General features: G+C 50.6%; 24 protein-coding genes. 20 read left to right on the top strand and 4 right to left on the bottom strand.

Annotated elements, in window-relative coordinates; translation table 11 throughout:
• Positions 1-12: 12 nt before the first annotated feature.
• Complete coding sequence (locus H6A13_RS08755; protein WP_204909225.1) at positions 13-354, bottom strand: hypothetical protein; 342 nt, start codon at positions 352-354, stop codon at positions 13-15.
• Positions 355-445: 91 nt separating this feature from the next.
• On the opposite strand from H6A13_RS08755, the gene H6A13_RS08750 reads away from it, so the two are divergent.
• Positions 446-889 carry a prepilin peptidase gene (locus H6A13_RS08750; protein WP_204909224.1) on the top strand — a complete coding sequence of 148 codons (444 nt, stop codon included), beginning with the start codon at positions 446-448 and terminating at the stop codon, positions 887-889.
• 12 nt (positions 890-901) lie between these two features.
• On the opposite strand, the gene H6A13_RS08745 is transcribed toward H6A13_RS08750, so the two are convergent.
• The gene (locus tag H6A13_RS08745) at positions 902-1,534 is read right to left on the bottom strand and encodes a TMEM164 family acyltransferase (RefSeq protein ID WP_204909223.1); all 633 of its coding nucleotides are present in this window, start codon (positions 1,532-1,534) and stop codon (positions 902-904) included.
• Positions 1,535-1,672: 138 nt separating this feature from the next.
• Here H6A13_RS08745 and H6A13_RS08740 point away from each other — a divergent pair, with 138 nt between their 5' ends.
• The 5 genes from H6A13_RS08740 (at position 1,673) to H6A13_RS08720 (ending at position 7,807) form a co-directional block, all read left to right on the top strand.
• Positions 1,673-2,590, top strand: coding sequence for a DMT family transporter (locus H6A13_RS08740; RefSeq protein WP_420827225.1), 918 nt, complete (start codon positions 1,673-1,675; stop codon positions 2,588-2,590).
• 23 nt (positions 2,591-2,613) lie between these two features.
• On the top strand, positions 2,614-3,060 hold the full coding sequence (gene dtd / locus H6A13_RS08735; RefSeq protein WP_204909221.1) for a D-aminoacyl-tRNA deacylase: 447 nt from the start codon (positions 2,614-2,616) through the stop codon (positions 3,058-3,060).
• Between the two features lie 90 nt (positions 3,061-3,150).
• Positions 3,151-5,310 carry an ABC transporter ATP-binding protein gene (locus H6A13_RS08730; RefSeq protein WP_204909220.1) on the top strand — a complete coding sequence of 720 codons (2,160 nt, stop codon included), beginning with the start codon at positions 3,151-3,153 and terminating at the stop codon, positions 5,308-5,310.
• 1 nt (position 5,311) lies between these two features.
• Positions 5,312-7,144: an ABC transporter ATP-binding protein gene (locus H6A13_RS08725; RefSeq protein ID WP_204909219.1), complete on the top strand. Its 1,833-nt coding sequence runs from the start codon at positions 5,312-5,314 to the stop codon at positions 7,142-7,144.
• 63 nt (positions 7,145-7,207) lie between these two features.
• On the top strand, positions 7,208-7,807 hold the full coding sequence (locus H6A13_RS08720; RefSeq protein WP_204909218.1) for an HD domain-containing protein: 600 nt from the start codon (positions 7,208-7,210) through the stop codon (positions 7,805-7,807).
• Here the strand turns inward: H6A13_RS08720 and H6A13_RS08715 are convergent.
• On the bottom strand, positions 7,755-8,480 hold the full coding sequence (locus H6A13_RS08715) for a gamma-glutamyl-gamma-aminobutyrate hydrolase family protein (protein WP_204909217.1): 726 nt from the start codon (positions 8,478-8,480) through the stop codon (positions 7,755-7,757). The genes H6A13_RS08720 and H6A13_RS08715 overlap by 53 nt on opposite strands.
• Before the next feature lie 66 nt (positions 8,481-8,546).
• On the opposite strand from H6A13_RS08715, the gene H6A13_RS08710 reads away from it, so the two are divergent.
• Complete coding sequence (locus H6A13_RS08710) at positions 8,547-9,512, top strand: dipeptidase (RefSeq protein WP_204909216.1); 966 nt, start codon at positions 8,547-8,549, stop codon at positions 9,510-9,512.
• A 74-nt stretch (positions 9,513-9,586) separates the two neighbouring features.
• On the opposite strand, the gene H6A13_RS08705 is transcribed toward H6A13_RS08710, so the two are convergent.
• Positions 9,587-10,813 (bottom strand): argininosuccinate synthase, encoded by a 1,227-nt coding sequence (locus H6A13_RS08705; protein ID WP_204909215.1) that lies wholly within the window; start codon positions 10,811-10,813, stop codon positions 9,587-9,589.
• 222 nt (positions 10,814-11,035) lie between these two features.
• On the opposite strand from H6A13_RS08705, the gene H6A13_RS08700 reads away from it, so the two are divergent.
• The 13 genes from H6A13_RS08700 (at position 11,036) to H6A13_RS08640 (ending at position 24,323) form a co-directional block, all read left to right on the top strand.
• Positions 11,036-11,371 carry a PadR family transcriptional regulator gene (locus tag H6A13_RS08700; RefSeq protein ID WP_204909214.1) on the top strand — a complete coding sequence of 112 codons (336 nt, stop codon included), beginning with the start codon at positions 11,036-11,038 and terminating at the stop codon, positions 11,369-11,371.
• On the top strand, positions 11,368-12,762 hold the full coding sequence (locus tag H6A13_RS08695) for an FtsW/RodA/SpoVE family cell cycle protein (protein ID WP_204909213.1): 1,395 nt from the start codon (positions 11,368-11,370) through the stop codon (positions 12,760-12,762). Before H6A13_RS08700 ends, H6A13_RS08695 begins: the two co-directional genes overlap by 4 nt.
• Positions 12,763-12,926: 164 nt before the next feature.
• Positions 12,927-13,967 (top strand): N-acetyl-gamma-glutamyl-phosphate reductase, encoded by a 1,041-nt coding sequence (argC, locus tag H6A13_RS08690; RefSeq protein WP_204909212.1) that lies wholly within the window; start codon positions 12,927-12,929, stop codon positions 13,965-13,967.
• 31 nt (positions 13,968-13,998) lie between these two features.
• Entirely contained in the window at positions 13,999-14,448 is a 450-nt protein-coding gene (locus tag H6A13_RS08685; RefSeq protein WP_243416482.1) for a GNAT family N-acetyltransferase, read from the top strand.
• 27 nt (positions 14,449-14,475) lie between these two features.
• Positions 14,476-15,699, top strand: coding sequence for a bifunctional glutamate N-acetyltransferase/amino-acid acetyltransferase ArgJ (gene argJ, locus H6A13_RS08680; protein WP_204909211.1), 1,224 nt, complete (start codon positions 14,476-14,478; stop codon positions 15,697-15,699).
• A gap of 21 nt (positions 15,700-15,720) precedes the next feature.
• Complete coding sequence (gene argB / locus H6A13_RS08675; protein ID WP_204909210.1) at positions 15,721-16,620, top strand: acetylglutamate kinase; 900 nt, start codon at positions 15,721-15,723, stop codon at positions 16,618-16,620.
• Positions 16,621-16,667: 47 nt separating this feature from the next.
• A complete protein-coding gene (locus H6A13_RS08670) occupies positions 16,668-17,831 on the top strand; it encodes an aspartate aminotransferase family protein (RefSeq protein WP_243424769.1) in 1,164 nt (387 codons plus the stop codon).
• A 77-nt stretch (positions 17,832-17,908) separates the two neighbouring features.
• Positions 17,909-18,340 carry a DMT family transporter gene (locus tag H6A13_RS08665; protein ID WP_204909208.1) on the top strand — a complete coding sequence of 144 codons (432 nt, stop codon included), beginning with the start codon at positions 17,909-17,911 and terminating at the stop codon, positions 18,338-18,340.
• Positions 18,341-18,459: 119 nt separating this feature from the next.
• Entirely contained in the window at positions 18,460-19,068 is a 609-nt protein-coding gene (locus H6A13_RS08660) for a ComEA family DNA-binding protein (protein ID WP_243424768.1), read from the top strand.
• Positions 19,069-19,082: 14 nt separating this feature from the next.
• Positions 19,083-19,772 (top strand): response regulator transcription factor, encoded by a 690-nt coding sequence (locus tag H6A13_RS08655; protein ID WP_204909206.1) that lies wholly within the window; start codon positions 19,083-19,085, stop codon positions 19,770-19,772.
• Positions 19,729-21,195, top strand: a complete 1,467-nt coding sequence (locus H6A13_RS08650) for a sensor histidine kinase (RefSeq protein ID WP_204909205.1) — start codon at positions 19,729-19,731, stop codon at positions 21,193-21,195. The genes H6A13_RS08655 and H6A13_RS08650 overlap by 44 nt, the downstream gene beginning before the upstream one ends.
• An 18-nt stretch (positions 21,196-21,213) precedes the next feature.
• Complete coding sequence (locus H6A13_RS08645; RefSeq protein ID WP_204909204.1) at positions 21,214-22,149, top strand: GerMN domain-containing protein; 936 nt, start codon at positions 21,214-21,216, stop codon at positions 22,147-22,149.
• A gap of 5 nt (positions 22,150-22,154) precedes the next feature.
• Positions 22,155-24,323, top strand: a complete 2,169-nt coding sequence (locus H6A13_RS08640; RefSeq protein ID WP_204909203.1) for a DNA internalization-related competence protein ComEC/Rec2 — start codon at positions 22,155-22,157, stop codon at positions 24,321-24,323.
• Positions 24,324-24,337 lie beyond the last annotated feature (14 nt).

Here is a 24,337-nt window from a genome sequence, read left to right as displayed (position 1 = left end):
TTTCTATATTTCTTAACTATATTTCTGAATATCTTCTTCTACATTCTGTATCTGACCCTGAAGGTGTTCCCGCTCGGAATCGGTGAGATGATCTGCCAGTGCTTCCATGTCTTCGCGGATCCGGATGGGATTGTAGGGGACTTCCAATGCGAAATCGCTGTATGCACGTATTTTCTGAAAATACAGGTTAGTATCCGGTTCTTCGCCGGCTCTCCGGCACATCTGATACATCATGACGCAGTCGGATGCATCGGTGTCCGTACACATTTTGCAGATCCATTTTCCAAGATAATAGTAATTCCCGCTGACTTCATAAATGAAACCGGGCATGGTCAATAATTTTTCTACCAGCATGAAAACCCCTCCTTGTTTGTAATGCGGTTCTTTACAGTCTTTATCGTAACAAATTTTATTCTGAAATGCAATGTATGCGGAAAGGCGGAGTATGAAAATATTTTTTAATGTTGTAATGATTGGGATTTTATTGAAAATTGCATGGGAAGATTCTCGTTCCCGCCGGATCCGTGACCGGCTGCTGATTTTGCTGCTGGCGGCAGGACTCTGGAATCGTTTCGGGTACGGGGAGATGCAGGGAATTCTTTGGGAAAGCGTTGCCGGTATTTTGAGCGTCAGTGGGGGGATGCTCCTGATCTGTCTGTGGAAACCCGGCTGTTTTGGAGGCGGGGATATCAAACTGATGGCAGTATCCGGTTTTCTGCTTGGCTGGGAGAAGAATCTGGATGCCTTTTTTGCCGGCATGTTGTTTGCGGGAATTTTCTGCGTCTGGATGCTGGCGGCAGGGAAGATTGATAGAAAATCGAAAATTGCACTGGGTCCGTTTTTGTGTACAGGGCTGATCCTAAAGATACTGTGCGGTTGTTCGGGATAGTCGGTTCGTTGATTAAGTTTGCCGGTCTGCAGACATCGTGCGCCAGAGCAGATGGAAGCAAAATGCGCCTGCCACAGATGCCAGAATGTAGAGGAAGATCCCGGCGGGATCCCCGGTGTAGTCTGCGATATCCCGGAATACCTTCTGATTCATGGGAAGATAGGGACTGATATAAAACAGGTTGATATTTCCCAGAGAATGCAGAGCGACATTGAAACCGGTGGCGATCAGGCAGCAGGCAAGATAAAGCAAAGTTCCGTGAAAATATCCGCGAAGAGAATATTCTGACAGTTGACTGAAGCCTGCCGCAAGCCCCAGGATGATCAGAAGAATGTGCCATGTAAAGGAGTGGATGGTCAGCGGAAAGTAAGAATAATGCATGCCGCTGGTGTCAAAAAAGGCAAAAATCCCGCCCAGAAGACCGTAATCCATAAGAAAGACCAGCATGATTTTCTGCAATTTTTCAGAATGTATCCACGGAAACATCAGACAGATGTACATGGGAATACTGCAAAGCTGGAAAGGGAAATGCCACCAGTTGTAGTGGCCCTGTCCAAGGAGGAAGGTCAGGCACCATTGTTTCCAGATTTCGCTGACAGCCATGACAAGACCGCAGGTAAAGAAGAATATTTTGTATCGATACACAGACATCACCTGTTTACACATCGTTTCATACCATTGTATTTTAATTAAAGTGTCTTAAAATACAATTATTATACACCCGGAAGGGGAAATATGCTATAATACATCCTGGCTTAAGAGAAGACAGAAGAATAGAAAGAGATGTTTATGAAGACAAAAAATGTATGTATGCTGATATTGACAGCATTTATCTGGGGAACGGCGTTTGTGGCCCAGAGCGTAGGAATGGATTATCTCGGTCCTTTTACTTTCAACGGAATCCGGAGCCTGATCGGCGGCGTGGCCTTGCTGCCATGCATCTATTTTCTTGGAAAATGGAAAAGAACGGCCGAAAATGGCGCGAAAGAGGAGAATGCGGCGGGGACTGGAGGCAGGGATCTTCTGACAGGAGGGATTGCCTGCGGGATCCTGCTGTTTGGAGCCAGCAGCCTGCAGCAGGTGGGAATTCAATACACAACTGCAGGAAAAGCAGGATTTATCACCGCTTGTTACATCGTGATCGTGCCGGTTTTGGGAATATTCTTGAAAAAGAAGATCGGATGGAAGGTGTGGGTCGCAGTCGTACTGGCAGTTGTCGGACTCTATTTCCTTTGTATCACAGAAAGCTTGCGCATCGGAAAAGGAGATTTGCTGGTCTTTCTCTGTGCGCTGGTTTTTTCTTTACACATTCTGGTGATTGATTATTTTGCGCCAAGAGCAGACGGCGTGAAAATGTCCTGCATCCAGTTTTTCGTGTGCGGGATTCTTTCTCTGCCGGTTATGTTTCTTACAGAGACACCTGCGATCGAAGGAATAATCGCAGGCTGGTTTCCGCTTTTTTATGCAGGAGTATTATCCTGCGGCGTGGCGTACACGCTGCAGATTGTTGGGCAAAAGGATATGAACCCGGCTGTTGCCGCCCTGATTTTAAGTCTGGAATCCTGCTTTTCCGTACTTGCAGGCTGGGCGCTTTTGGGGGAACAAATGTCTACAAGAGAAACCATTGGCTGCGTGCTGATGTTTGCGGCAATCATTCTGGCTCAGCTGCCCGAAAAAGAAAAAATACGTAATAAAAAATAACAAAATAAAAGGAGAACTTCACAATGAGATTTGTAATTCAGAGAGTATCAGAAAGCGAAGTAAAAGTCGACGGGGAAACCCTGGGAAAGATCGGGAAAGGATTTATGGTGCTGATCGGCGTGAGCAATTCAGACACAAAAGAAATCGCAGACCGGATGATCAAAAAAATGCTGGGACTGCGGATCTTTGAAGACGAGCAGGGAAAAACCAATCTTTCCCTCGATACAGTGGGAGGAAGCCTTCTTCTGATCTCCCAGTTCACACTGTATGCCAACTGTAAAAAAGGAAACCGGCCAAGTTTCATTGAAGCAGGCGCGCCGGATATGGCAGAAGAAATGTACGAATATATTATTGCAAAATGTAAAGAGCAGGTTCCGACGGTAGAGCGGGGCAGGTTCGGCGCAGATATGAAAGTCAGCCTGGTAAACGATGGGCCATTCACGATAATTTTGGATTCAGAGACTTTATAACTTTATAGGAGGAAATGGGGGACGGGGGATTTTCGGAAATCCCCCGTCCCCCATTTCCTAAAACCGAATGCAGAAAGGGACTAGACAGATATGAAAAAATTATTTGGGTTTTTGAAGCCATATGCCGGGCAGGTGCTGCTGGTGATCTGTGTGCTGATCATCCAGGCCTATTGCGATCTTTCCCTGCCGTCCTATACGTCTGATATTGTAAATGTAGGGATCCAGCAGAGCGGGATTGACGAGCGGGTGCCGGAAGCACTGGCAGAAGAGGATCTGGGAGTGCTCCTTATGTTGGCGAAAGAGGAAGACCGGGCAGAGATAGCAGATGCCTATCAGAAAAGTGATGAGTCATATGATTATGACGGAACAGTTATGACTCTTAAAGAAGAGATAAAAGAAAATGAAGATGAGATGGAAAAGCTGGTGGAGAAGCTGGAACTTCCCATGGTCATGGCCATGATGCTGGAAGAAACGAATGCCGACGGGGTCACTTCGGGGAATGTGGCAGATACGGCTGGAGCAGGCGCGGCCGCACAGGAGAAAGTGATGGAAAGTCTTCCGGAGACCATGACGGAGCAGGCGGCCGCAGCCTACATTCGGTCCGCATACGAGAAGATCGGTCTGGATCTTGACAAGATCAGTTCCAGCTACATCCTGGTTACCGGCGGGAAAATGCTGGCGCTTGCCGGGGCCGGCATGGCGGCCAGCATTCTGGTGGGGCTGATCGCTTCCCTTGTGGGTGCCGGGCTTGGCCGGAACTTAAGAAAGGATGTGTTCCGCAAAGTAGTCGACTTCTCCAATGGAGAGTTTGATCAATTTTCAACTGCTTCTTTGATCACACGCAGTACCAATGACATCCAGCAGATCCAGCTTCTGACGGTGATGATCCTGCGAATGGTGCTCTATGCGCCGATCCTGGCGGTGGGCGGCGTCTGGAACGTCTTCCACACGAATGTGGATATGTCCTGGATTATTGCCCTTGCAGTGGCGCTGATCTTCCTTCTGGTAGCGGTGCTGTTTGCTGTGGTCATGCCCAGATTCCGGATTCTGCAGAATCTGGTAGACCGTCTGAATCTGGTAAGCAGGGAGATCCTGACCGGCCTTCCGGTGATCCGCGCCTTTGGAACAGAGGCACACGAAGAAGAAAGATTTGATCAGGCAAACCGGGAACTGACAAGAACCAATCTTTTTGTCAACCGGGCGATGACATTTATGATGCCGGCCATGATGCTGATCATGAATGGAATCTCGGTTCTGATCGTGTGGGTGGGCGGCCACAGCATTGACGCAGGAACGATGCAGGTGGGAGACATGATGGCATTTATCCAGTATACCATGCAGATCATCATGGCATTTCTTATGATCTGCATGATCTCTGTGATGCTGCCAAGAGCGGCCGTGTCGGCGGAGCGTGTCAGCAGCGTGCTGGAAAGCCATACCATGATCTGCGATCCTAAGCTTCCGGAAGAACTGCCGGAATGCGGCAGGGGCGAACTCTCTTTTGACCACGTTTTCTTCCGGTATCCGGGAGCCGAAGAAGATGTCCTGAAAGACATTACATTTACGGCAAAACCGGGACAGACCACGGCCATCATCGGAAGCACGGGAAGCGGGAAATCCACACTGGTAAATCTGATCCCCAGATTTTATGACGTGACAGAAGGAAGCATCCGGATCGATGGCCGGGATATCCGTAAGATCCGGCAGCACGATCTGCGGGAGAAACTTGGGGTTGTGCCGCAAAAAGGAATTCTATTCTCCGGTGATATTGCTTCCAATATTCTGTTTGGCCGTCCGGATGGTACGGAAGAGGAAATGAAGGAAGCGGCCCGGATCGCACAGGCTGAGGAATTTATTGAGGCCAAAAATCATAAGTATCAAAGTCCCATTGCCCAGGGAGGAACCAATGTGTCCGGCGGACAAAAGCAGAGGCTTTCCATTGCCAGAGCCGTCGCAAAACATCCGGATATCTACATTTTTGACGACAGTTTCTCTGCGCTGGATTATAAAACCGATACTGCGCTTCGCAAGGCGCTGAAGGAAAAGACGGCAGACAGTACGGTGATTATTGTGGCCCAGAGGATCAGTACGATCCTGCATGCGGAGCAGATCCTGGTGCTGGATGACGGAAGGATCGTGGGAAAAGGAACCCACGGGGAATTGCTGGAAAATTGTCCGGAGTATTATCAGATTGCTTCTTCGCAGTTATCGCAGGAAGAACTTTCGGGCAGCAGGAAGGAGGCGGTCTAACATGCCGGGAAGAAGAATGGGCCATGGGGGCGGCCATATGCCTGGAGAAAGGGCAAAGGATTTTAAAGGAACCATAAGAAAACTTATAAAATATCTTAGAAATTATAAAGTTGCTTTAATAGCAATTGTGATATTTGCTGTCGGAAGTACGATTTTTAATATCGCAGGGCCAAAGATCCTTGGTCAGGCCACAACAGAGTTGTTTGAAGGCCTGGTGGGCAAAGTATCCGGAAGCGGTGGCATAGATTTTGAGAAGATTGGCCGCATCCTGCTGACACTTCTTGGCCTCTACCTGCTTAGCGCGGTATTGTCTTTTGTTCAGGGATATCTGATGACCGGTGTTTCCCAGAAAATGACCTATCAAATGCGTAAGGAGATTTCAGAGAAAATCGACCGGCTGCCGATGGGGTATTTTGACCGCATGACACATGGAGAGATCCTTTCCAGGATCACCAATGATGTGGATACCTTAAGCCAGAGCCTGAATCAAAGCGCGACACAATTGATCACTTCGGTTACTACCATTATTGGAGTGCTGGCCATGATGCTGAGTATCAGTCCTTTGATGACTGCGGCCGCCCTTTTGATCCTGCCGGTTTCGCTGGGGATGATCACCGGGATTGTCAGACATTCCCAGAAATATTTCCGGGCGCAGCAGGAGTATCTGGGGCATGTCAACAGTCAGGTGGAAGAGGTATACGGGGGCCACAGTATCGTAAAAGCCTTTAATAAAGAAGAGGATGTGATCCGGGCGTTTGAACAGGATAACGATGTTTTATATCGCTCTGCCTGGAAGTCCCAGTTCCTGTCCGGAATGATGATGCCGGTCATGCAGTTTGTAGGAAATCTGGGCTATGTGGGCGTGGTGATCCTGGGTGGATATCTGGCTGTCCAGAAAACCATTCAGGTGGGAGATATCCAGTCTTTTATCCAATACGTGAGAAATTTCACATCGCCTATCCAGCAGGCCGCACAGGTGGCAAACCTTCTGCAGTCCACAGCAGCGGCGGCGGAACGGGTATTTGAATTTCTGGAAGAAGAGGAAGAAGTACAGACAACCGCACGGCCGCTGGCCGCAGATGACCTGAAGGGATGTGTGGAATTTGATCATGTAAAATTCGGATACCACAAAGATCATATGATCATCCATGATTTCAGCGCCAGGGCTCTGCCTGGGCAGAAGATTGCGATCGTCGGGCCCACTGGCGCAGGGAAAACAACTATGGTAAAATTATTGATGAGATTTTACGACGTATGTGACGGCGCGATCCGGGTGGACGGTCATGATATCCGGGAGTTTGACCGGACGGAACTGCGTCGGGCGTTCGGCATGGTGCTGCAGGATACGTGGCTGTTTAAAGGAAGCATTGAGGACAATATCCGTTACGGAAAACTGTCTGCTTCCCATGAAGAAGTAGTGGAAGCGGCAAAGGCAGCCTATGTCCATCATTTTGTACAGACACTGCCCGGCGGATATCAGATGGAACTAAATGAAGAGGCAAACAATGTATCGCAGGGGCAGAAGCAGCTTCTGACTATTGCAAGGGCAATCCTGGCAGATCCGAAGATCCTGATCCTGGATGAAGCCACCAGTTCGGTGGATACCAGGACCGAAGTGCGGATCCAGAAGGCATTTGAACGGCTGATGGAAGGCAGGACCACATTTATCATCGCCCACCGGCTGTCCACTATCCGGAATGCGGACCTGATCCTGGTGATGAAGGACGGGGATATCGTAGAACAGGGAACACACCAGGAGCTTCTGGAAAGAAACGGGTTCTATGCGGAGCTTTATAATTCCCAGTTCGAGCAGGATCCGGCCGCCAGTGCGTAACGGCGTAAAAGGATTGTAAAATACAGTGTGAAATCAGAAAATACATGGAGAGGATGTGGATGTATGGACCGGCTGGACCAGTTGTTTGCATTTGCAAAAGAAATAGACAAGGAAAAACTCATTGGGCGCCAGACGTATCTCGCTGATGGGCAAAGGAAGGAAAATGACGCGGAGCATGCCTGGCATCTGGCGCTGATGACGATTTTATTCAGCGAATATGCCAATGAAAAAATTGATGTACTGAAAACGGTGACCATGGTACTGATCCATGATATTGTGGAAATTGACGCAGGGGATACCTACGCTTACGATGAGGAAGCGAAAAAGACACAGAAGGAGCGGGAAGAAAAGGCAGCCGCAAGGATCTTCGGATTGCTGCCGGAGGATCAGGGAAGCCGTCTGATGGGACTCTGGCAGGAATTTGAAGAAAGAAAGACGCCGGAAGCCAGATTTGCAAGGACCATAGACAATATCCAGCCCATCATGCTGAACCATGCTTCAGACGGCAAGGCATGGGAAGAGCATAAGGTCTGCCTGGATCAGATCCTGAAGCGAAATGAGCGGACAGCTGAAGGATCCCAGTCTCTCTGGGATTATGCAAAAGAGCATTTTATCCGGCCGAGCCTGGAAAAAGGCAGGATCCGGCGCGTTCCGTCAGAGTAGAAAAAAGTTTTTCCATTCCCGGATCCAGGGATAAAAGGACTTCCGGATGCCACTGGACGCCAAGAGCAAACGGATGCCCGGGGATCTCAATGGCTTCCACCACTCCGTCGGAAGCAGTTGCCACGGGGCGGATCTGCGGCGGAATGAAGTGGAGACATTGGTGATGAAAACTATTTACATTTGCATAAGTTCCAAGAAAATCAGATAGCATGCTATTTTGTGAGACGGTGATCTTGTGACAGGGATCCTTGCGGGAACCGGAGATCTGCATGTGCTGCAGCGTGGGGGAAGGGCGCAGGGAAAGATCCTGGTAGATACTGCCTCCAAGGGCGAGATTCATGATCTGCATGCCCCGGCATATGGCAAGGACCGGACGTTTTGCATGCAATACCGTTTGCATCAGAGCCAGGTGGAAACGGTCTGCAAAAAGGTCTGTACTGCCGCGGTCTGTGAGAAGTTCTTCGCCAAAAAGCAGGGGCGTGATGTCCTCGCCGCCGCAGAATAAAAATCCATCACAGATCTGCAGGTAGTCCGTCAGGAGCGCGGCGTCATCCAGAATGGGAAGGATCAGAGGGATTCCGCCTGTGCGGGAGACCGCCTCAATGTAAGCTTCTGTCACAAACTGCCGGTTGTCCGCTGATCCGCATGCAGCGATTCCAATGACTGGTTTCATAAAACAGCACCTTCCCCAATACAATAGCAAGAGTTATACTGAACATATGAGAGGAGCGGATAAAATATGAAACTGATCGATCTGCACTGTGATACATTATGGAAATTAATGGATCTAAGCGGAAACGGAGATCTGATGAAGAACGATGGATGTGTCAGCATAGAAGCCATGAAAAAGGGCGGAACGATGGCACAGTTTTTCGCCTGCTTTACCTATGCGGACGATTATAAAGAAACGGGCGGGTACGATGCCGCCTGGCGGCATGTGCTGGAAATGATCGCATATCTGAAGGAACAGACCCGGATTTATGCAGACCAGATTTCCCTTGCCACTTCCTGTCAGGAAATGCGGGAAAATGCCGGACAGGGGAAGATTTCGGCATTTCTTACTGTAGAAGAGGGCGGTGTGCTGAATGGTCACCTTGACCGGCTGGAGGAACTGTACCGACAGGGAGTGCGCCTGATGACACTGATGTGGAATTATGAAAACTGCATCGGCCATCCAAACAGCCGGGATGCTTCGGTCATGTGGCAGGGACTGAAGCCCTTTGGCAGAGAAGTGGTGGAACGGATGAACGAGCTGGGGATGATCATAGATGTGTCTCACGCATCCGATGGAGTATTCCGGGACGTGCTGGAAATCTCCCGGGTGCCGGTAGTGGCGTCCCACTCCAACTGCAGAGCGCTCTGTCCGCATCCCAGGAATCTGACAGACGACATGATCCGGGCACTGGCAAACACAGGCGGCATCGCAGGCCTGAACTTTTACGGTGCCTTTCTTGGAAACGAACATGCGTCGAAACTGGAAGAAATGGCTATGCATGTGCTGCATATGCTGGACGTGGGCGGCAGTGAATTTCCGGCCATTGGCACAGACTTTGACGGATTCGACGGAATAGAAGAACTGGATATCCCGGATGTCAGCCAGATGGAACGGCTCTGGGAAGCACTGCGGAAAAAAGGCCTGTCGGAAAATCAGCTGGATAAGATCTGGAATGGAAATGCAGAAAGAATCTGCAGGCAGATATTGTAAAATGTAAACGGAATGTGAACGGGGCCGGGGGATTTCTGAAAATCCCCCGGCCCCGTTCACATTTTTGTTTACATCTATTTGCTCTCTGTCTGTGTTTTCTGCATTTTCATAGCGCGCACTTTGAGCGGCAGGCCGAACAGGTTGATGAATCCGTCGGCGTCATGGTGGTCGTAGAGATCACCGGTGGTGAAGCTTGCCAGGGATTCACTGTAGAGTGAGTAAGGAGAGGTGGTTCCGGCTTTGGTGATGTTGCCTTTGTAAAGTTTGAATTTGACCTCTCCGGTCACGTATTCCTGGGTGCTTTCGATGAAGGCCTGGATCGCCTCGCGAAGAGGAGTAAACCATTTTCCTTCATAGATCACCTGGGAAAGTTTGTTGGCCATGTCTTTTTTCACTTCATAGGTAGCCCGGTCTAACACCAGTTCTTCCAGCTGCTGGTGCGCCTCGTAGAGAATGGTTCCGCCCGGTGTCTCGTAGACGCCGCGGGACTTCATGCCTACGACGCGGTTTTCTACGATGTCGCAGATACCGATGCCGTGTTTGCCGCCCAGCTCGTTTAATGTGCGGATGATGTCGGAGACTTTCATCTCTACACCGTTGATACTCTTGGGAACGCCTTTTTCAAAGGTCATGGTTACGTATTCCGGTTCATCCGGAGCATCTTCCGGTTTGGCGGTCAGCACCAGAAGTTCATCGTAGTTGGGTTCCAGGGATGGATCTTCCAGTTCCAGACCTTCATGGCTGATGTGCCAGAGGTTCCGGTCGCGGCTGTAGCTGTGGCTTGCGTCGAAAGGAAGATCAATGCCGTGCTGTTTGCAGTATGCGATCTCATCTTCCCGGGACTGCATGGTCCACAGATCGGTCATTCTCCAGGGAGCAATGATCTTGATATCCGGAGCCAGAGCGCGGATGCTGAGCTCAAAACGAATCTGGTCATTTCCTTTACCGGTTGCGCCGTGGCAGATGGCGACAGCGCCTTCTTTTCTGGCAATCTCTACCAGACGTTTGGAAATGGCCGGACGGGCCATAGCGGTTCCCAGCAGATATTTATTTTCATAGACTGCGTGCGCCTGTACGCAGGGCACAATGTAGTTGTCGCAGAAATCATCTACGATATCTTCAATATATAATTTGGAAGCGCCGGACATTTTGGCTCTTTCTTCCAGTCCGTCCAGTTCTTCGCCCTGTCCGCAGTTAACGCAACAGCAGATGACGTCATAACCAAATGTTTCTTTGAGCCACGGGATGACGGCTGTGGTATCCAGACCGCCGGAGTAGGCCAGTACAACTTTCTCTTTCATCTTTGAAAACCTCCTGAATTTTGCAGTAATTTATAATGATTCTTTTTCTCAATGAATTGCAAGAAATACTATACACTAAAATTTATATTTATGCAAGAGAAAGTATAAAAATAATATCACAAAAAATGAGGAAAGCGGTTGACAGATCACAGGATGCCCGATATTATATAGATAACCGATATATAGATAATCTACATAGTTCTGTAAAGGAGGGATCGAAACATGCGTATGGATAAGAGTCTGATTTCCGGAAGTACTTCGATGCTGGTGCTGCGTCTTCTGGAAGAAGGGGATCTGTATGGATACCAGATGATTGAAAGGCTTAGGGAGCGATCCAATTATGTATTTGAACTGAAGGCGGGAACCCTTTATCCGCTGCTCCACGGGATGGAAGAGAAAGGCTTTCTTACCTCTTATGAGCAGGAGGAAGGCGGAAAGGTCCGCAAATATTATCATTTGACCAGAGACGGCAAAAAGGCGCTGAAGGAAAAGGAGGAAGAGTGGAACACCTATCGAAGTGCAGTCGAGCGTGTGCTGCAGATGGGAGGTGCGCTGTGAACCGGAGAGAATATCTGAAGACGATCACAGAACAGATCCGTTGTGAGAAAGCCAGGGAAGGGATTGCAAAAGAATTGAACGGCCACATTGAGGATCAGAAAGAAACCTTTTTAAAGGAAGGAATGACAGAGACCGAGGCAGAAGAGGCGGCGGTCCGGGAGATGGGTGATCCGGTGGCAGCAGGTGTGGAACTGGACCGGATTCATCGGCCGAAAATGCCCTGGGGGCTGATCGCCCTGATCGGAATCCTTCACGCTGCCGGATTTTTCCTGCGTCACCTTCTGGATGCCAGGATCGAAGGCGTGGTGTTTGTGTCATCCGGAGGATCCGGGATCCTGGGAGAAATCGTTTTTCTGCTTGCAGGTCTGGCTCTGATGATCGGCGTGTGTTACCTGGATTACAGCCGGATCGGAAGGTACGCAAAGGGAATCTGGTGGGGCGCTTTTGTGGTGTTGTTTCCGGGGGTGTGGTTTTTTGGCCCTGTTATCAACGGAGCGTCCTGGGGCGCCTACGGAATTGTTTTTAATTTGCAGTTGGTGCTGTTTCTGGCTCTGCCGATCTACGGAGCCATCTTATTTCAGAGCCGGGGCGGCGGGTACCGGACGGTAGCCGGAAATCTCTTTCTTATCAGCCTGCCGGTGCTGCTCTGCCTGGGGATCCCGAGCGCGGGCAACGCCATTTTCCTGGGAGGACTTCTGGTGGTTCTGATGTGCCTGGCGCTCTGGAAGGGCTGGTACCGCGTGAACAGGGCAGGGACGTTTCTGGCGATCCTTGGGATTTTCGTTGGTCTGCCGGCGCTTCTGGCAGTGCTGTGGTGGAAGGGTGCCTTTGGATTGCCGCCCCTGTATCAGATCGAAAGACTCCGGGCCATTTTCCGTCCTTCCGTCTATGCGCCGGAGATCGCAGACTGGATGGAAGGCCTGCGGCGGATCTTTCTATCGGGGAAATGGATCGGATCCGGAGGAGAACTTCCGCAAGACAGCTATCTGGCAGGAGACGGCAGCTCTTATATGCTGGCCTATATCGCAGCCAGTTTCGGCCTGCTTTTGGCCCTTGTGCTGACCGGGCTGATCGGATATCTGTTCTTCCGCCTGCTGCTGGTTTCTCTGAAACAGAGCAACCAGCTGGGAAGGATGATGGGAATCGGCTGTACGCTGGCGCTGGCGGCCTGGTTTGGTATCTATGTTCTGGTCAATACGGGACTATTGCCCCGCGGATCGGTGTATTGTCCCTTCCTTTCCTTTGGAAATACCGGCATGCTGGTGACAGATGTGCTGCTTGGGATCTTACTTGGCATCTACCGGTATCAGAACGTGCCGCTTGTCACGACCCGTCCGGCGGGAGGGAAAAACGTCTGGCGGGGGAGATTCCTCTGGCAGGGAAGATCGTAACAAAAGAAATATATAGAAAATGAGAAAAATAGCTTGCATGTTTTATACAAATGGATGTATAATTATGCAAGCTATTTTCTTGTGAAAATACCTTTGATTCTCAAAGGATTTCATATATAATGGAATGCGTAAGTCAAGAGAAGAAATAAAGGATGTGAGCATATATGATAAAAGCAGGAATCATCGGCGCGACGGGTTACGCGGGAGCGGAACTGGTGCGGATCCTTACAGGACATAAGGACGTGCAGATCGTCTGGTACGGGTCCAGAAGTTATATTGATCAGAAATTTGCGGATATTTACCGTAACTTTTTCCGGATCGTGGATGCCAGGTGCCTGGATGACCACATGGAAGAACTGGCAGAGGAGGCGGACGTGATCTTTACCGCCACGCCTCAGGGGTACTGCGCCTCTGTGATCAGCGAAGCAATCCTGTCAAAAACCAAAATCATCGACCTGAGCGCGGATTTTCGTATCAAAGATGTAGACATTTATGAAAAATGGTATGGGATTAAACATCAAAGTCCACAGTTTATCGGAGAAGCTGTCTATGGACTTTGCGAGATCAACAGGGAAGAGATCAGGCAGGCCCGGCTGGTAGCCAATCCAGGGTGCTACACCACCTGTTCGATCCTGACGGCCTATCCGCTGGCAAAAGAAGGAGTGATCGACATGAATACCCTGATCGTGGACGCGAAATCCGGCACCAGCGGCGCGGGAAGAGGCGCAAAAGTTGCCAATCTCTTCTGCGAGGTCAATGAAAATATCAAGGCCTACGGCGTTACGACCCACCGCCACACGCCCGAGATCGAGGAACAGCTTTCCTATGCTGCGGGCGAGCCGGTCCTGCTCAACTTTACGCCCCATCTGGTTCCGATGAACCGGGGGATCCTGGCTACGGAATATGCGTCTTTAAAGAAACCTGTGACCATGGAAGAGGTCGGCAGGATCTATCAGGAGTATTATGGCGGGGAAAGATTTATCCGCCTGCTGGAGCCGGGGACCTGTCCGGAGACCCGATGGGTGGAAGGAAGCAACTATGTAGATATCGGTTTTCAGATCGATGCGCGGACCGGAAGGATCGTGATGATGGGAGCCATCGATAATCTGGTGAAGGGAGCGGCCGGCCAGGCAGTGCAGAATATGAATCTGATGTTCGGCCTTCCGGAAAACGAAGGACTCGATCTGGTCCCGCTCTTCCCATAGAAACGTGACCGGTGATAAGGAGAAGGAGAACATGTATACAGTAAGAGTGATGAACAGCAGGGATTATGACCAGGTGTATGCGTTGTGGAAGACCATCAAAGGATTCGGGATCCGCAGCATGGACGATTCCAGAGAAGGTGTGGAACGGTTCTTAAAGAGAAATCCAACCACCAGTGTGGTGGCAGAAGAAGACGGAAAGATCGTAGGAGCGATCCTGTGCGGCCATGATGGAAGACGGGGCTGCCTCTATCATGTGTGCGTAGATCCGGCCCACCGGATGCGGGGGATCGGCAGAGCTATGGTAGGAGCGGCAATGAATGCCCTCAAAGAAGAAGGCATCAATAAGGTTTCCCTGATCGCTTTTACCAGAAATGACATTGGAAATGCATTCTGGAAAGAGATCGGATGGACAAAGCGGGAAGATTTAAATTATTATGATTTTACATTGAATGAAGAAAACATCACTGCATTTATTCAATAGAAAGAGAAAGAAAGGAAGGATAGTTTTATGGAGATCATTACCGGAGGAGTAACAGCAGCAGAAGGATTTGAAGCGGCCAGCACGGCGGCGGGGATCAAATATCAGGACCGCACTGACATGGCGCTTGTATACAGCAAAGAGCCCTGCGTGGCGGCAGGAACTTTTACTACGAATGTGGTAAAAGCGGCGCCGGTTCAGTGGGACCGGCAGGTCATTGACGGCAAAGGAAAGGTCCAGGCAGTTGTGGTTAATTCCGGGATTGCCAACGCCTGCACAGGTAAAGAGGGTCTTGGATATTGCGAGGAAACCGCACGTGCGGCAGGAGAAGCGCTGGGGATCGCTCCGGAATCCGTTGTTATCGGTTCAACAGGAGTGATCGGCATGCAGCTTCCCATCGAAAAGGTCAAAGCAGGGGTCCGGGTGCTGGCGGAGAAGAAAAACGGTTCTCTGGACAATGGCACGGATGCAGCCAGGGCTATCATGACTACAGATACCTGCGAAAAAGAGCTGGCAGCGATCATTAAGGTGGGGGAAAAGACGGTGACCATCGGCGGTATGGCAAAGGGTTCCGGCATGATCCATCCCAATATGTGTACCATGCTGGCATTTATTACTACAGATGCCGTCATCGGGCAGGAAACGCTGCAGAAAGCTTTAAGTGAAGATGTGCAGGATACTTACAATATGATCTCGGTAGACGGAGACACTTCTACCAATGATACGGTTCTTTTGCTGGCAAACGGACTGGCGGGCAATCCCGAGATCCGGTATGGCACTCCGGAATACGAGACCTTTGCCGGGGCCCTTCATGCGATCAATGAGTATCTGGCAAAGAAAATCGCAGGAGACGGAGAAGGAGCCACCGCACTGCTGGAAGCAAGAGTGGAAGGCTGCGAGAACAGGGAACAGGCGAAAACTCTGGCAAAATCCATCGTATGCTCCAATCTGACCAAGACAGCCATCGCCGGCCATGACGCCAACTGGGGCAGGATCCTGTGTGCCATGGGATATTCCGGTGCACAGTTTGATCCGGAAAATGTGGATCTGTTCTTTGAAAGCAAGGCAGGAAAGATACAGATCATTGAAAATGGAACGGCTCTTCCCTACAGCGAGGCAGAGGCTGCAAAGATCCTCTCTCAGCCGGAAGTCACTGTGATCGCCGATGTAAAGATGGGAGAGGCAGGCGCCGCCGCCTGGGGCTGCGATCTGACGCACGGATATATTGACATCAACGCAGATTACCGTAGTTAAGTTTGGAAGGAAGCGAAAGAAATGGAAAAAAGCATGCAGAAGTATCTGGACAAGGCAGAGGTGCTGATCGAAGCGCTGCCTTATATCCAGAGATTTAACCGGAAGATTATTGTAGTAAAATATGGCGGCAGCGCCATGGTTGATGAGACGCTAAAAGAGCGGGTCATTCAGGATGTTACCCTCCTGAAGCTGGTCGGATTCAAGCCGATCATTGTTCACGGCGGAGGAAAGGAGATCAGCAAGTGGGTGGGAAAGGTCGGCATGGAGCCGGAGTTTGTCAACGGACTGCGGGTCACCGATGAAGCCACCATGGAACTGGCGGAGATGGTGCTGGGAAAGGTCAACAAAAGCCTGGTACAGCTGGTGGAAAGCCTGGGCGTGCGGGCCATCGGCATCAGCGGAAAAGATGGAAAACTCCTGTCTGTGGAGAAAAAGTATGCAGACGGAGAAGATATCGGGTTCGTAGGAGAGATCACGCACGTCAATGCAGATATCCTTTACGACCTGCTGGAAAAGGATTTTCTGCCGATCGTCTGCCCCATCGGCCTGGATGATGCGTACCAGACCTACAATATCAATGCCGATGACGCGGCCTGCGCCATTGCAAGGGCTATGAAGGCGGAGAAACTGGCGTTTCTGACGGATATTGAAGGCGTCTATAAGGATCCGGATGATCCGGACACGCTGATCTCAGAACTGCCGGTCACAGAGGCGGAAGCTCTGATGAACCAGGGCTATATCGGAGGCGGCATGCTGCCCAAGCTTCAGAACTGCATTGACGCCATTGAAAACGGAGTGTCCCGGGTGCATATCCTGGACGGAAGGATTCCCCACTGTCTTCTGCTGGAGATCTTTACCAACAAAGGAATCGGTACAGCCATTCTGAACGATACGGATGAGCGGTACTATCAGGGAGAATAGGACAGACAGTGAGAAAGAACGGAGATGAGAAAATGAGAACCCCATATATGAAGGAAACAGAAGAAGCGCTTTTGCACACCTACAACCGGTTTCCGGTAGAATTTGACCGGGGAGAGGGCGTGTATCTTTACGATTCGGAAGGCAGGAAATATCTGGACTTTGCGGCAGGTATCGCCGTGTGCGGTCTGGGATACGGCCATCCGGAACTGACAAAGGCTCTGAAAGAGCAGGCGAAAAAACTTCTGCATACATCGAACCTGTTTTACAATGAGTCCTGCGGAAAGGCGGCGGCAGCGCTTAAAAAGGCCTGCGGCATGGACCGGGTATTTTTTACCAACAGCGGGACGGAAGCCAATGAAGGGATGCTCAAAGCAGCCAGAAAATACGCATGGAAAAGAGGAACCGGTCGATACGAGTTTATTGCAATGGAAGGTTCTTTTCACGGGCGGAGCATGGGAGCGTTGTCTGTGACAGAGCATGAAGCTTACCGGACTCCTTTTGAACCGCTAATCCCTGGGGTAAAGTTTGCAAAATGGAATGATCTGGAAAGTGTAAGGGCACTGGTAACGGAGAAAACCTGCGGCATCCTGTTAGAACCCATCCAGGGAGAGGGCGGTATCAACATGGCGTCTCCGGAATTTTTAGAGGGCGTCCGCAGGATCTGTGACGAAGAGGGGATCCTTCTGCTCTTTGATGAGATCCAGTGCGGCATGGGACGGACCGGAGAGATGTTTGCCTGGCAGTATTACGGAGTGAAGCCGGATATCATGTCCATGGCAAAGGCCATCGGAAGCGGCGTTCCGGTGGGGGCATTTGCCATGACAGAAGCAGTGGCGGCAGATTCTCTGGAGCCCGGGGACCACGGCACGACCTATGGAGGCAACCCCTTTGCCTGTACGGCAGTGGCAAAGACACTGGAAATCTTTGAAAAAGAACATGTGACAGAACATGTCAGAGATATAGGGGAATATCTGGCAGAACAGCTGGATCGGCTGGTGCAGGAAGAAGAAAGCGTCCTGGAACGTAAGGGCACCGGACTGATCCAGGGCATCCGTCTGAACCGCCCGGCAGGAGAGGTGACAGCAAAAGCCATGGAAGAGGGGCTGGTGATCATTACCGCAAGAAGCGACGTGATCCGTCTGGTTCCTCCGATGATCATCGAAAAAGAGCATGTGGATGAGATGATTGAAAAACTGAAGAAATCTCTGTAAGGCGACAGGAAGAGTAAAACATAAAAATCCCGGTCATTGGAGATACTAACCTGAAAAAGCAAGGAGGTATCCAGACAATGATCGGGTTTTTGATTGCCATTTTATCCGGCGCGCTGATGAGCGTGCAGGGTGTGTTTAATACCCAGGTGACAAAGACAACGGGGATGTGGGTCAGTAACGGCTGGGTGCAGTTCAGCGCCCTTCTTCTGTGTCTTGCGGCCTGGCTTCTGACCGGGAGAGACAGTATTGCGGCTATCGCGAAGGTGGAGCCCAAATATATGCTTCTTGGCGGGGTGATCGGCGCCGGGATCACCTGGACTGTGATTAAGAGCATGGCCCAGCTCGGCCCAGCAAAAGCTGCCTTTTTTATTGTGATGAGCCAGCTGATCGTGGCTTATGTAATCGAGGTGCTGGGGCTTTTCGGAGTGGAAAAAGAACCGCTGGAATGGAGACGGGTGATCGGCATGGGGATCGCTTTGATTGGAGTTGCAATTTTCCAGTGGAAATAGTACAATAGCTTTATCTAGGCATATGCAGGGTGTTTGCGGTTCCGACAGACCGTAAAGGAGCAGATATGCAGAGAAAACAACAAAAGTATAGAGATGAAAACAGGAGATTCCGGCGCGTTTTGCCGGTATATATCCTGATCCTTTTCTGGGGCGTTTCCCAGGCTGGATGTTCTTCCGGCAGGGAAGAACCGGCGCTGGCCGAGGTGCAGATGGAAGAAGAACGTCCGGAAGGGGAAGATACGAAAGATGCAAAAGAGGGCGGGGAAGCGAAAGAGCAGGAAGAACCCGGAGAATCTGTGGTGATCGTTCACGTCTGCGGGCAGGTGGCGTCGCCCGGCGTCTATGAACTGCCGGCAGGCAGCCGGATCTATGAGGCGGTAGAGGCAGCAGGAGGCTTAGGCCCCCAGGCTGCGGCTGAAGGATTAAATCAGGCGGCAGAGGCCGAGGACGGGCAGCAGATCTATGTCCCTTCTGCAGAGGAGATGGAGGAGGGGACCGTTCCTTTGGAATCGGCCGGCCCGGCAGAGACGGGGCAGACAAAGGTGAACATCAATACCGCAGGAGCGGAAGAACTGATGACCCTGAGCGGGATCGGCGAGGCGAAAGCTTCCGCGATCATCCGGTACAGGGAAGAAAACGGAAAGTTTGGGAGTATTGAAGAGCTGATGGAGATCAGCGGCATCAAAGAAGGCGTCTTTGAAAAGATCAAAGACCAGATCAAAGTATAACAGGGGAGAGTTTCATGAACAGACATGTGTTGGTGGTAGACGATGAAAAGTTAATTGTAAAAGGGATCCGGTTCAGCCTGGAGCAGGACGATATGGACGTGGACTGCGCCTATGACGGAGAAGAGGCTTTGAAACTTGCCAGGGAAAATCATTATGACATGATTCTTCTGGATGTGATGCTTCCGAAGCTGGACGGATTTGAGGTCTGCCGGCAGATCCGGGAATTTTCCGATGTTCCCATTATCATGCTGACTGCAAGAGACGACGATATGAATAAGATCTTAGGTCTGGAGTACGGGGCAGACGATTATATCACCAAACCATTTAATATTCTGGAAGTAAAGGCCAGGATCAAGGCGATCATGCGCCGTACAGGCAGAAGGGATCCGGAAAACGCCGGCGGAAAACTGGTGATCAAAGGAGAGATGAAGATCGACTGCGAGAGCCGCAGGGTAATGATCGGGGAAAAAGAGATCAATCTGACGGCCAAAGAATTTGATCTTCTGGAGCTTCTGGCCATGAATCCCGGAAAGGTATACAGCCGGGAAAATCTGCTGAACATCGTGTGGGGATATGAATACCCGGGCGATGCAAGGACAGTGGACGTACATATCCGGAGACTTCGCGAGAAGATCGAGACCAATCCGAGCGATCCAAAATATGTCTATACAAAATGGGGTGTTGGTTATTATTTCAGGGGTTAAAAGATATTTTTCCAATCATATACTGGGAAGCCTCCGGTTCAGGATCATCCTTCTGGTGGTCCTTTTCGGGGCGGTTCCGGCTCTGATCATGCAGGCCGTGATCCTGAACAGTTATGAGACAAGGGCAGTAGATGTACGGACTGCCGAAATACAGAATCAATGTACAATTCTATGTAATCAGCTCGGGAGCCGGGGGACTCTGAACGGCCGGGCGGATGAATCTATACAGACGGAACTGGTGCAGATGTCCAATATTTACGACGGACGGGTACTGGTGATCGATAATAATTTCCAGGTGGAAGAAGATACATATGATATGGATATTGGCAGAACCATCGTGTCCGCGGATGTGATCCGGTGTCTGGAAGGAACGGGTACCAGCAGATATGATGAAGAGAATGCCTATATAGAAGTAACGTCTCCGGTCTACGATCCGTCCGGGGAGCATGTGCTTGGGGTTTTGCTGGTCAGTGTGTCTACAGATTCCATAGAAGATAATCTGGCCGTGCTGACCGGAAAGGCCGCCGTTGCGTGGATCACGATGACACTGGTGGTTCTGGTGCTGGCATTTTTGCTGGGATTTGTGATGGTCAAACCGTTCCAGAGGATTACCCGGTCTATTTCTGCGGTGACAGAAGGGTACGGAGATAATTACCTGAAGGAAAACGCCTACACAGAGACTAGAGCTTTGTCGGAGGCTTTTAACAGGATGCTTGGAAGGATGAAGGTGCTGGATGATTCCCGTACCGAATTTGTCTCAAACGTCTCCCACGAGCTGAAGACGCCGCTGACTTCCATGAAGGTCCTGGCGGATTCCCTTCTGACCCAGGAAAATGTGCCGGTTGAACTGTATCAGGAATTCATGGGGGATCTGTCGGAAGAAATTGAAAGAGAAAATAAGATCATCAATGACCTGTTGTCTCTGGTCAAGATGGATAAGACGGCAAACACCATGAATATTACATCGGAAAATATCAATGCTCTGGTGGAACGGATCCTGAAGAGGCTCCGTCCGATCGCGGCCGCTCGTAACATTGAGGTGATCTTTGAAAGCTTCCGTCCCGTGACCGCCGAGGTGGATGAAGTCAAGCTGTCCCTTGCCATTTCCAATCTGGTGGAAAATGCGATCAAATACAACAAGGAAAACGGATGGATCCATGTGTCATTAAATGCGGATCATAAATATTTTTATCTGGAAGTGGCGGATTCGGGAATCGGGATACCGGAAGAATCCATGGAACATATTTTTGAACGGTTTTACCGGGTGGACAAGTCTCATTCCCGGGAGATCGGCGGAACAGGACTCGGCCTTGCCATTGCAAGAAGCGCTGTGGTCATGCACCGTGGAGCGGTCAAGGTCTACAGCCAGCTTGGCGAAGGGACCACTTTTACGGTACGGATCCCGCTGACCTATGTTATGTAGAGAAAAGAGGAATGCAGGATGAAAGGAAACAGATGGATGTTATCTTTTGGCCTTCTGATCCTGATGTCTGCCAGTGTTTTCGGGTGCGGACAGGAGGAAGGTACAGGGACAACAGATGAAATCGAGGGAACGTATCTTTGCTATGTGAATACAGAGGAGGATTCTCTGGCGAGGGAATCCTATGAGATCCAGGGAGAAACGGCGGACGAAGAGGTGGAGGACGTACTGGAGGAAATGCAAAAAGAGGCGGATTCGATCGATTACCGGAGTGCTTTTCCAGATCATGTGTCTGTTACAGACTGGTCTTTGACGGACGGACGGCTGGACCTTACATTTAGCGACAGCTATCTTAGAATGTCCAAAGGAGAAGAGGTGCTGCTGCGCGCGGCTCTTGTAGAAACGCTGGGGCAGATCAAAGGCGTGGACGAAGTAGGTTTTTTTACCGGTGAAGGGCCGCTGACCGATTCAGACGGCCAGGAGATCGGTTATATGAGTCCGGAGGATTTTGTGCAAAATACAGGATCTACGCTCCACTCCTACCAGTTACAGGAGCTGAAGCTTTATTTTGCAGGAGAAAAAGGAGACTGCCTGGAGCCGGAGACGGTCAGCCTGCGGTACAACAGCAGTACTTCTATCGAAAAACTGGTAGTGGAGCAACTGATCAAAGGACCGGAAAAAGAGGGGATGCTGGCGGTGATCCCGCCGGAGACCCGGGTGCTGGGAGTGTCCGTCCGGGAGCATATCTGTTATGTGAATTTTGATCAGGAGTTTTTAAACGGGGCGCCGGGAGTGACGCCTGAGGCTACGGTATATGCCATTGTAAATTCGCTGACGGAAAGCGGGAATGTAAGCCAGGTGCAGATTTCTGTGAATGGCGAGAGCGATATCCAGTATATGAACCGTATTGATCTTGGAAAACCTTTGACCAGGAATCCGGATTTGGTGGAGGAATAAGATTTTTGAAAAACAGACCCCTTTTTAGCATTTGTCTGGTATTGCTTCTGGGGATGATTCTGGCGGTGACGGCAGGAGGCGGGCGTTTGATCCGGGAACTTTCGCCGTCGCCGCTGGAACAGACGGTTTCCGGGAACGACCGGGTGTTGGTTCTTGGAGAAGTTTATCTGACAGAACAAAAAGCAAAGGTTCAGGCAATCTATCTGAAAAACAATTCTATCCGGTGCAAAGATGCATCGTTCTATGAAAACAGGATTCTCATTTATACAGATCCCGAAATACAAGTACAGATTGGAAATATCATACAGGTATCCGGCGAGGCGGATTTTTTTGACACTGCCAGGAATCCGGGAAATTTTGACCAGAAACTTTACTATCAGCGGATGGATATCCACGGGCTTATCTGGGCGGATGCGGTTGTGGTAAAGGACGGAAGGGCAAGCGTGTTGTTGCAGGCGCTGTCGGATTTCAGGCAGGAGTGGAAAGAGATGCTGGTCCGTTATATGGGAGAACGGGACGGGCAGACGCTTGCAGCCATGATGCTGGGAGAAAAATCCGGCATGGATCCGGAGATTAAATCCATGTATCAGGCTACAGGCATTGGCCATATTCTGGCCATCTCCGGTCTGCATCTTACATTCCTGGGGCTTGGCGCTTATTCGATCATACGCCGTATGGCAGGTTCCTACGGGGCAGCCGGAATGGCAGGGATCCTCTTGATGATCCTGTACGTGGTGATGATCGGGTTTACCGTTTCAGTTGTGCGTTCCCTGATCATGTTTTTATTCCGGGTGGGGGCGGATATGACCGGACGTCATTATGACGGGCTGACGTCTCTTACCGTATCGGCGGTGGTGATCCTGTTCTGGCGGCCGCTGTATCTCTATGACGGCGGGTTCTGGCTTTCTTTCGGAGCGGTGGCGGCTATGATCTGGCTTCTCCCGGAATTTCGCGGGCTTCCTATGCAGGGATTCTGGGCAAGCCTCTGCGTGAATATCGTGATCCTTCCCATTCTTCTTTACTATTTCTTTGAGTTCCCTGTTTATTCTGTTCTTTTAAATCTCTGGGTAGTACCGCTGTCCTCTGCACTGCTGGCGCTTGGTATGGCGGGGAGTCTTCTGGCGGTCTGGTTTCCCGGAGCAGGAGTGCTGATCCTTCAACTGTGCGGCTGGATCCTGGATCTTTTTGAGGTGAGCTGCAGGGGCATGCTGGAACTGCCGGGAGCCCGCCAGGTGACAGGAAGACCCTTGTTCTGGCAGATCGTTCTTTATTTTGGGATTCTGATCCTTATCTTTTGCATCTGGAAACTGTCCGGACGTGCACAGGTGCTTGTCTTATATGTGGCCGCTGTCCTGTGTCTTTGCCTGCGTTTGAACGGCCCGGGGGATATTTCTGTGACGGTGCTGGATGTGGGGCAGGGAGACTGTATCTTTATCCGGGGCCCTGAGGGCGGATGCTATCTGGTGGACGGCGGCAGCAGTGACGTGGGAAGCCCCGGTCAGTACCGGATCGAACCATTTCTGAAATCGCAGGGCGTAGGAAGGCTTGATTATGTATGGGTCACGCACGGCGACGAAGATCATGTAAACGGGATCGAAGAACTTCTGAAGCGTCAGAAGATCGGGGTGTCTGTCGGGGCACTGATCCTGCCGCCTGGAGAAGTGTGGGACGAAAGGCTGGGAGAGTTGGGACAAATGGCTAAAAAGGCAGGGGTTACGGTTTATTCTATGAAACCGGAAACATCGATCCGTGAAAAAGACATGGAGATTACCTGTCTGGGGCCTTCCGGATCTGTGTTGCCCGGCAATGAAGCGTCTCTTATACTTGCACTAAATTACCAGTCTTTTGATATGCTTCTGACAGGCGATGTGGAAGGAGAGGGAGAAAAGGCACTGACAGACAGGATCCGGAAAGAGCCGGAGAAAACATGGGAAGTACTGAAAGCGTCTCATCACGGATCCAAAAATTCTACAGGCGGGGAGTTTTTAGAAGCAGCAAATCCGGAATATACAATCATCTCGGCAGGGCGGGATAACCGGTATGGACATCCCCATGCCGAGACGATGGAAAGGCTTGCGGCCTGTGGAAGCCGCGTACTGTCCACACAGGAATACGGGGCGATACAGATTATGGCAGAGGCAGACGGGAAGCTGACGATTGACAATCCCCGGTAAAATTCAGTATACTA

The organism is Mordavella massiliensis, from assembly GCF_016902415.1.
Taxonomy (GTDB): domain Bacteria; phylum Bacillota; class Clostridia; order Lachnospirales; family Lachnospiraceae; genus Merdimonas; species Merdimonas faecigallinarum.
The sequence above is the reverse complement of the archived record's forward strand: the minus strand, read 5'-3'. Positions and strand labels throughout refer to the sequence as shown.

Excerpts from the sequence above, each read along its gene's own strand:
- H6A13_RS08755 (WP_204909225.1), bottom strand. The coding sequence starts at position 354 with ATGCTGGTAGAAAAATTATTGACCATGCCCGGTTTCATTTATGAAGTC.
- H6A13_RS08750 (WP_204909224.1), top strand. The coding sequence starts at position 446 with ATGAAAATATTTTTTAATGTTGTAATGATTGGGATTTTATTGAAAATT.
- H6A13_RS08740 (WP_420827225.1), top strand. The coding sequence starts at position 1,673 with ATGTTTATGAAGACAAAAAATGTATGTATGCTGATATTGACAGCATTT.
- dtd (WP_204909221.1), top strand. The coding sequence starts at position 2,614 with ATGAGATTTGTAATTCAGAGAGTATCAGAAAGCGAAGTAAAAGTCGAC.
- H6A13_RS08730 (WP_204909220.1), top strand. The coding sequence starts at position 3,151 with ATGAAAAAATTATTTGGGTTTTTGAAGCCATATGCCGGGCAGGTGCTG.
- H6A13_RS08725 (WP_204909219.1), top strand. The coding sequence starts at position 5,312 with ATGCCGGGAAGAAGAATGGGCCATGGGGGCGGCCATATGCCTGGAGAA.
- H6A13_RS08720 (WP_204909218.1), top strand. The coding sequence starts at position 7,208 with ATGGACCGGCTGGACCAGTTGTTTGCATTTGCAAAAGAAATAGACAAG.
- H6A13_RS08715 (WP_204909217.1), bottom strand. The coding sequence starts at position 8,480 with ATGAAACCAGTCATTGGAATCGCTGCATGCGGATCAGCGGACAACCGG.
- H6A13_RS08710 (WP_204909216.1), top strand. The coding sequence starts at position 8,547 with ATGAAACTGATCGATCTGCACTGTGATACATTATGGAAATTAATGGAT.
- H6A13_RS08705 (WP_204909215.1), bottom strand. The coding sequence starts at position 10,813 with ATGAAAGAGAAAGTTGTACTGGCCTACTCCGGCGGTCTGGATACCACA.
- H6A13_RS08700 (WP_204909214.1), top strand. The coding sequence starts at position 11,036 with ATGCGTATGGATAAGAGTCTGATTTCCGGAAGTACTTCGATGCTGGTG.
- argC (WP_204909212.1), top strand. The coding sequence starts at position 12,927 with ATGATAAAAGCAGGAATCATCGGCGCGACGGGTTACGCGGGAGCGGAA.
- H6A13_RS08685 (WP_243416482.1), top strand. The coding sequence starts at position 13,999 with ATGTATACAGTAAGAGTGATGAACAGCAGGGATTATGACCAGGTGTAT.
- argJ (WP_204909211.1), top strand. The coding sequence starts at position 14,476 with ATGGAGATCATTACCGGAGGAGTAACAGCAGCAGAAGGATTTGAAGCG.
- argB (WP_204909210.1), top strand. The coding sequence starts at position 15,721 with ATGGAAAAAAGCATGCAGAAGTATCTGGACAAGGCAGAGGTGCTGATC.
- H6A13_RS08670 (WP_243424769.1), top strand. The coding sequence starts at position 16,668 with ATGAAGGAAACAGAAGAAGCGCTTTTGCACACCTACAACCGGTTTCCG.
- H6A13_RS08665 (WP_204909208.1), top strand. The coding sequence starts at position 17,909 with ATGATCGGGTTTTTGATTGCCATTTTATCCGGCGCGCTGATGAGCGTG.
- H6A13_RS08655 (WP_204909206.1), top strand. The coding sequence starts at position 19,083 with ATGAACAGACATGTGTTGGTGGTAGACGATGAAAAGTTAATTGTAAAA.
- H6A13_RS08650 (WP_204909205.1), top strand. The coding sequence starts at position 19,729 with ATGTCTATACAAAATGGGGTGTTGGTTATTATTTCAGGGGTTAAAAGA.
- H6A13_RS08645 (WP_204909204.1), top strand. The coding sequence starts at position 21,214 with ATGAAAGGAAACAGATGGATGTTATCTTTTGGCCTTCTGATCCTGATG.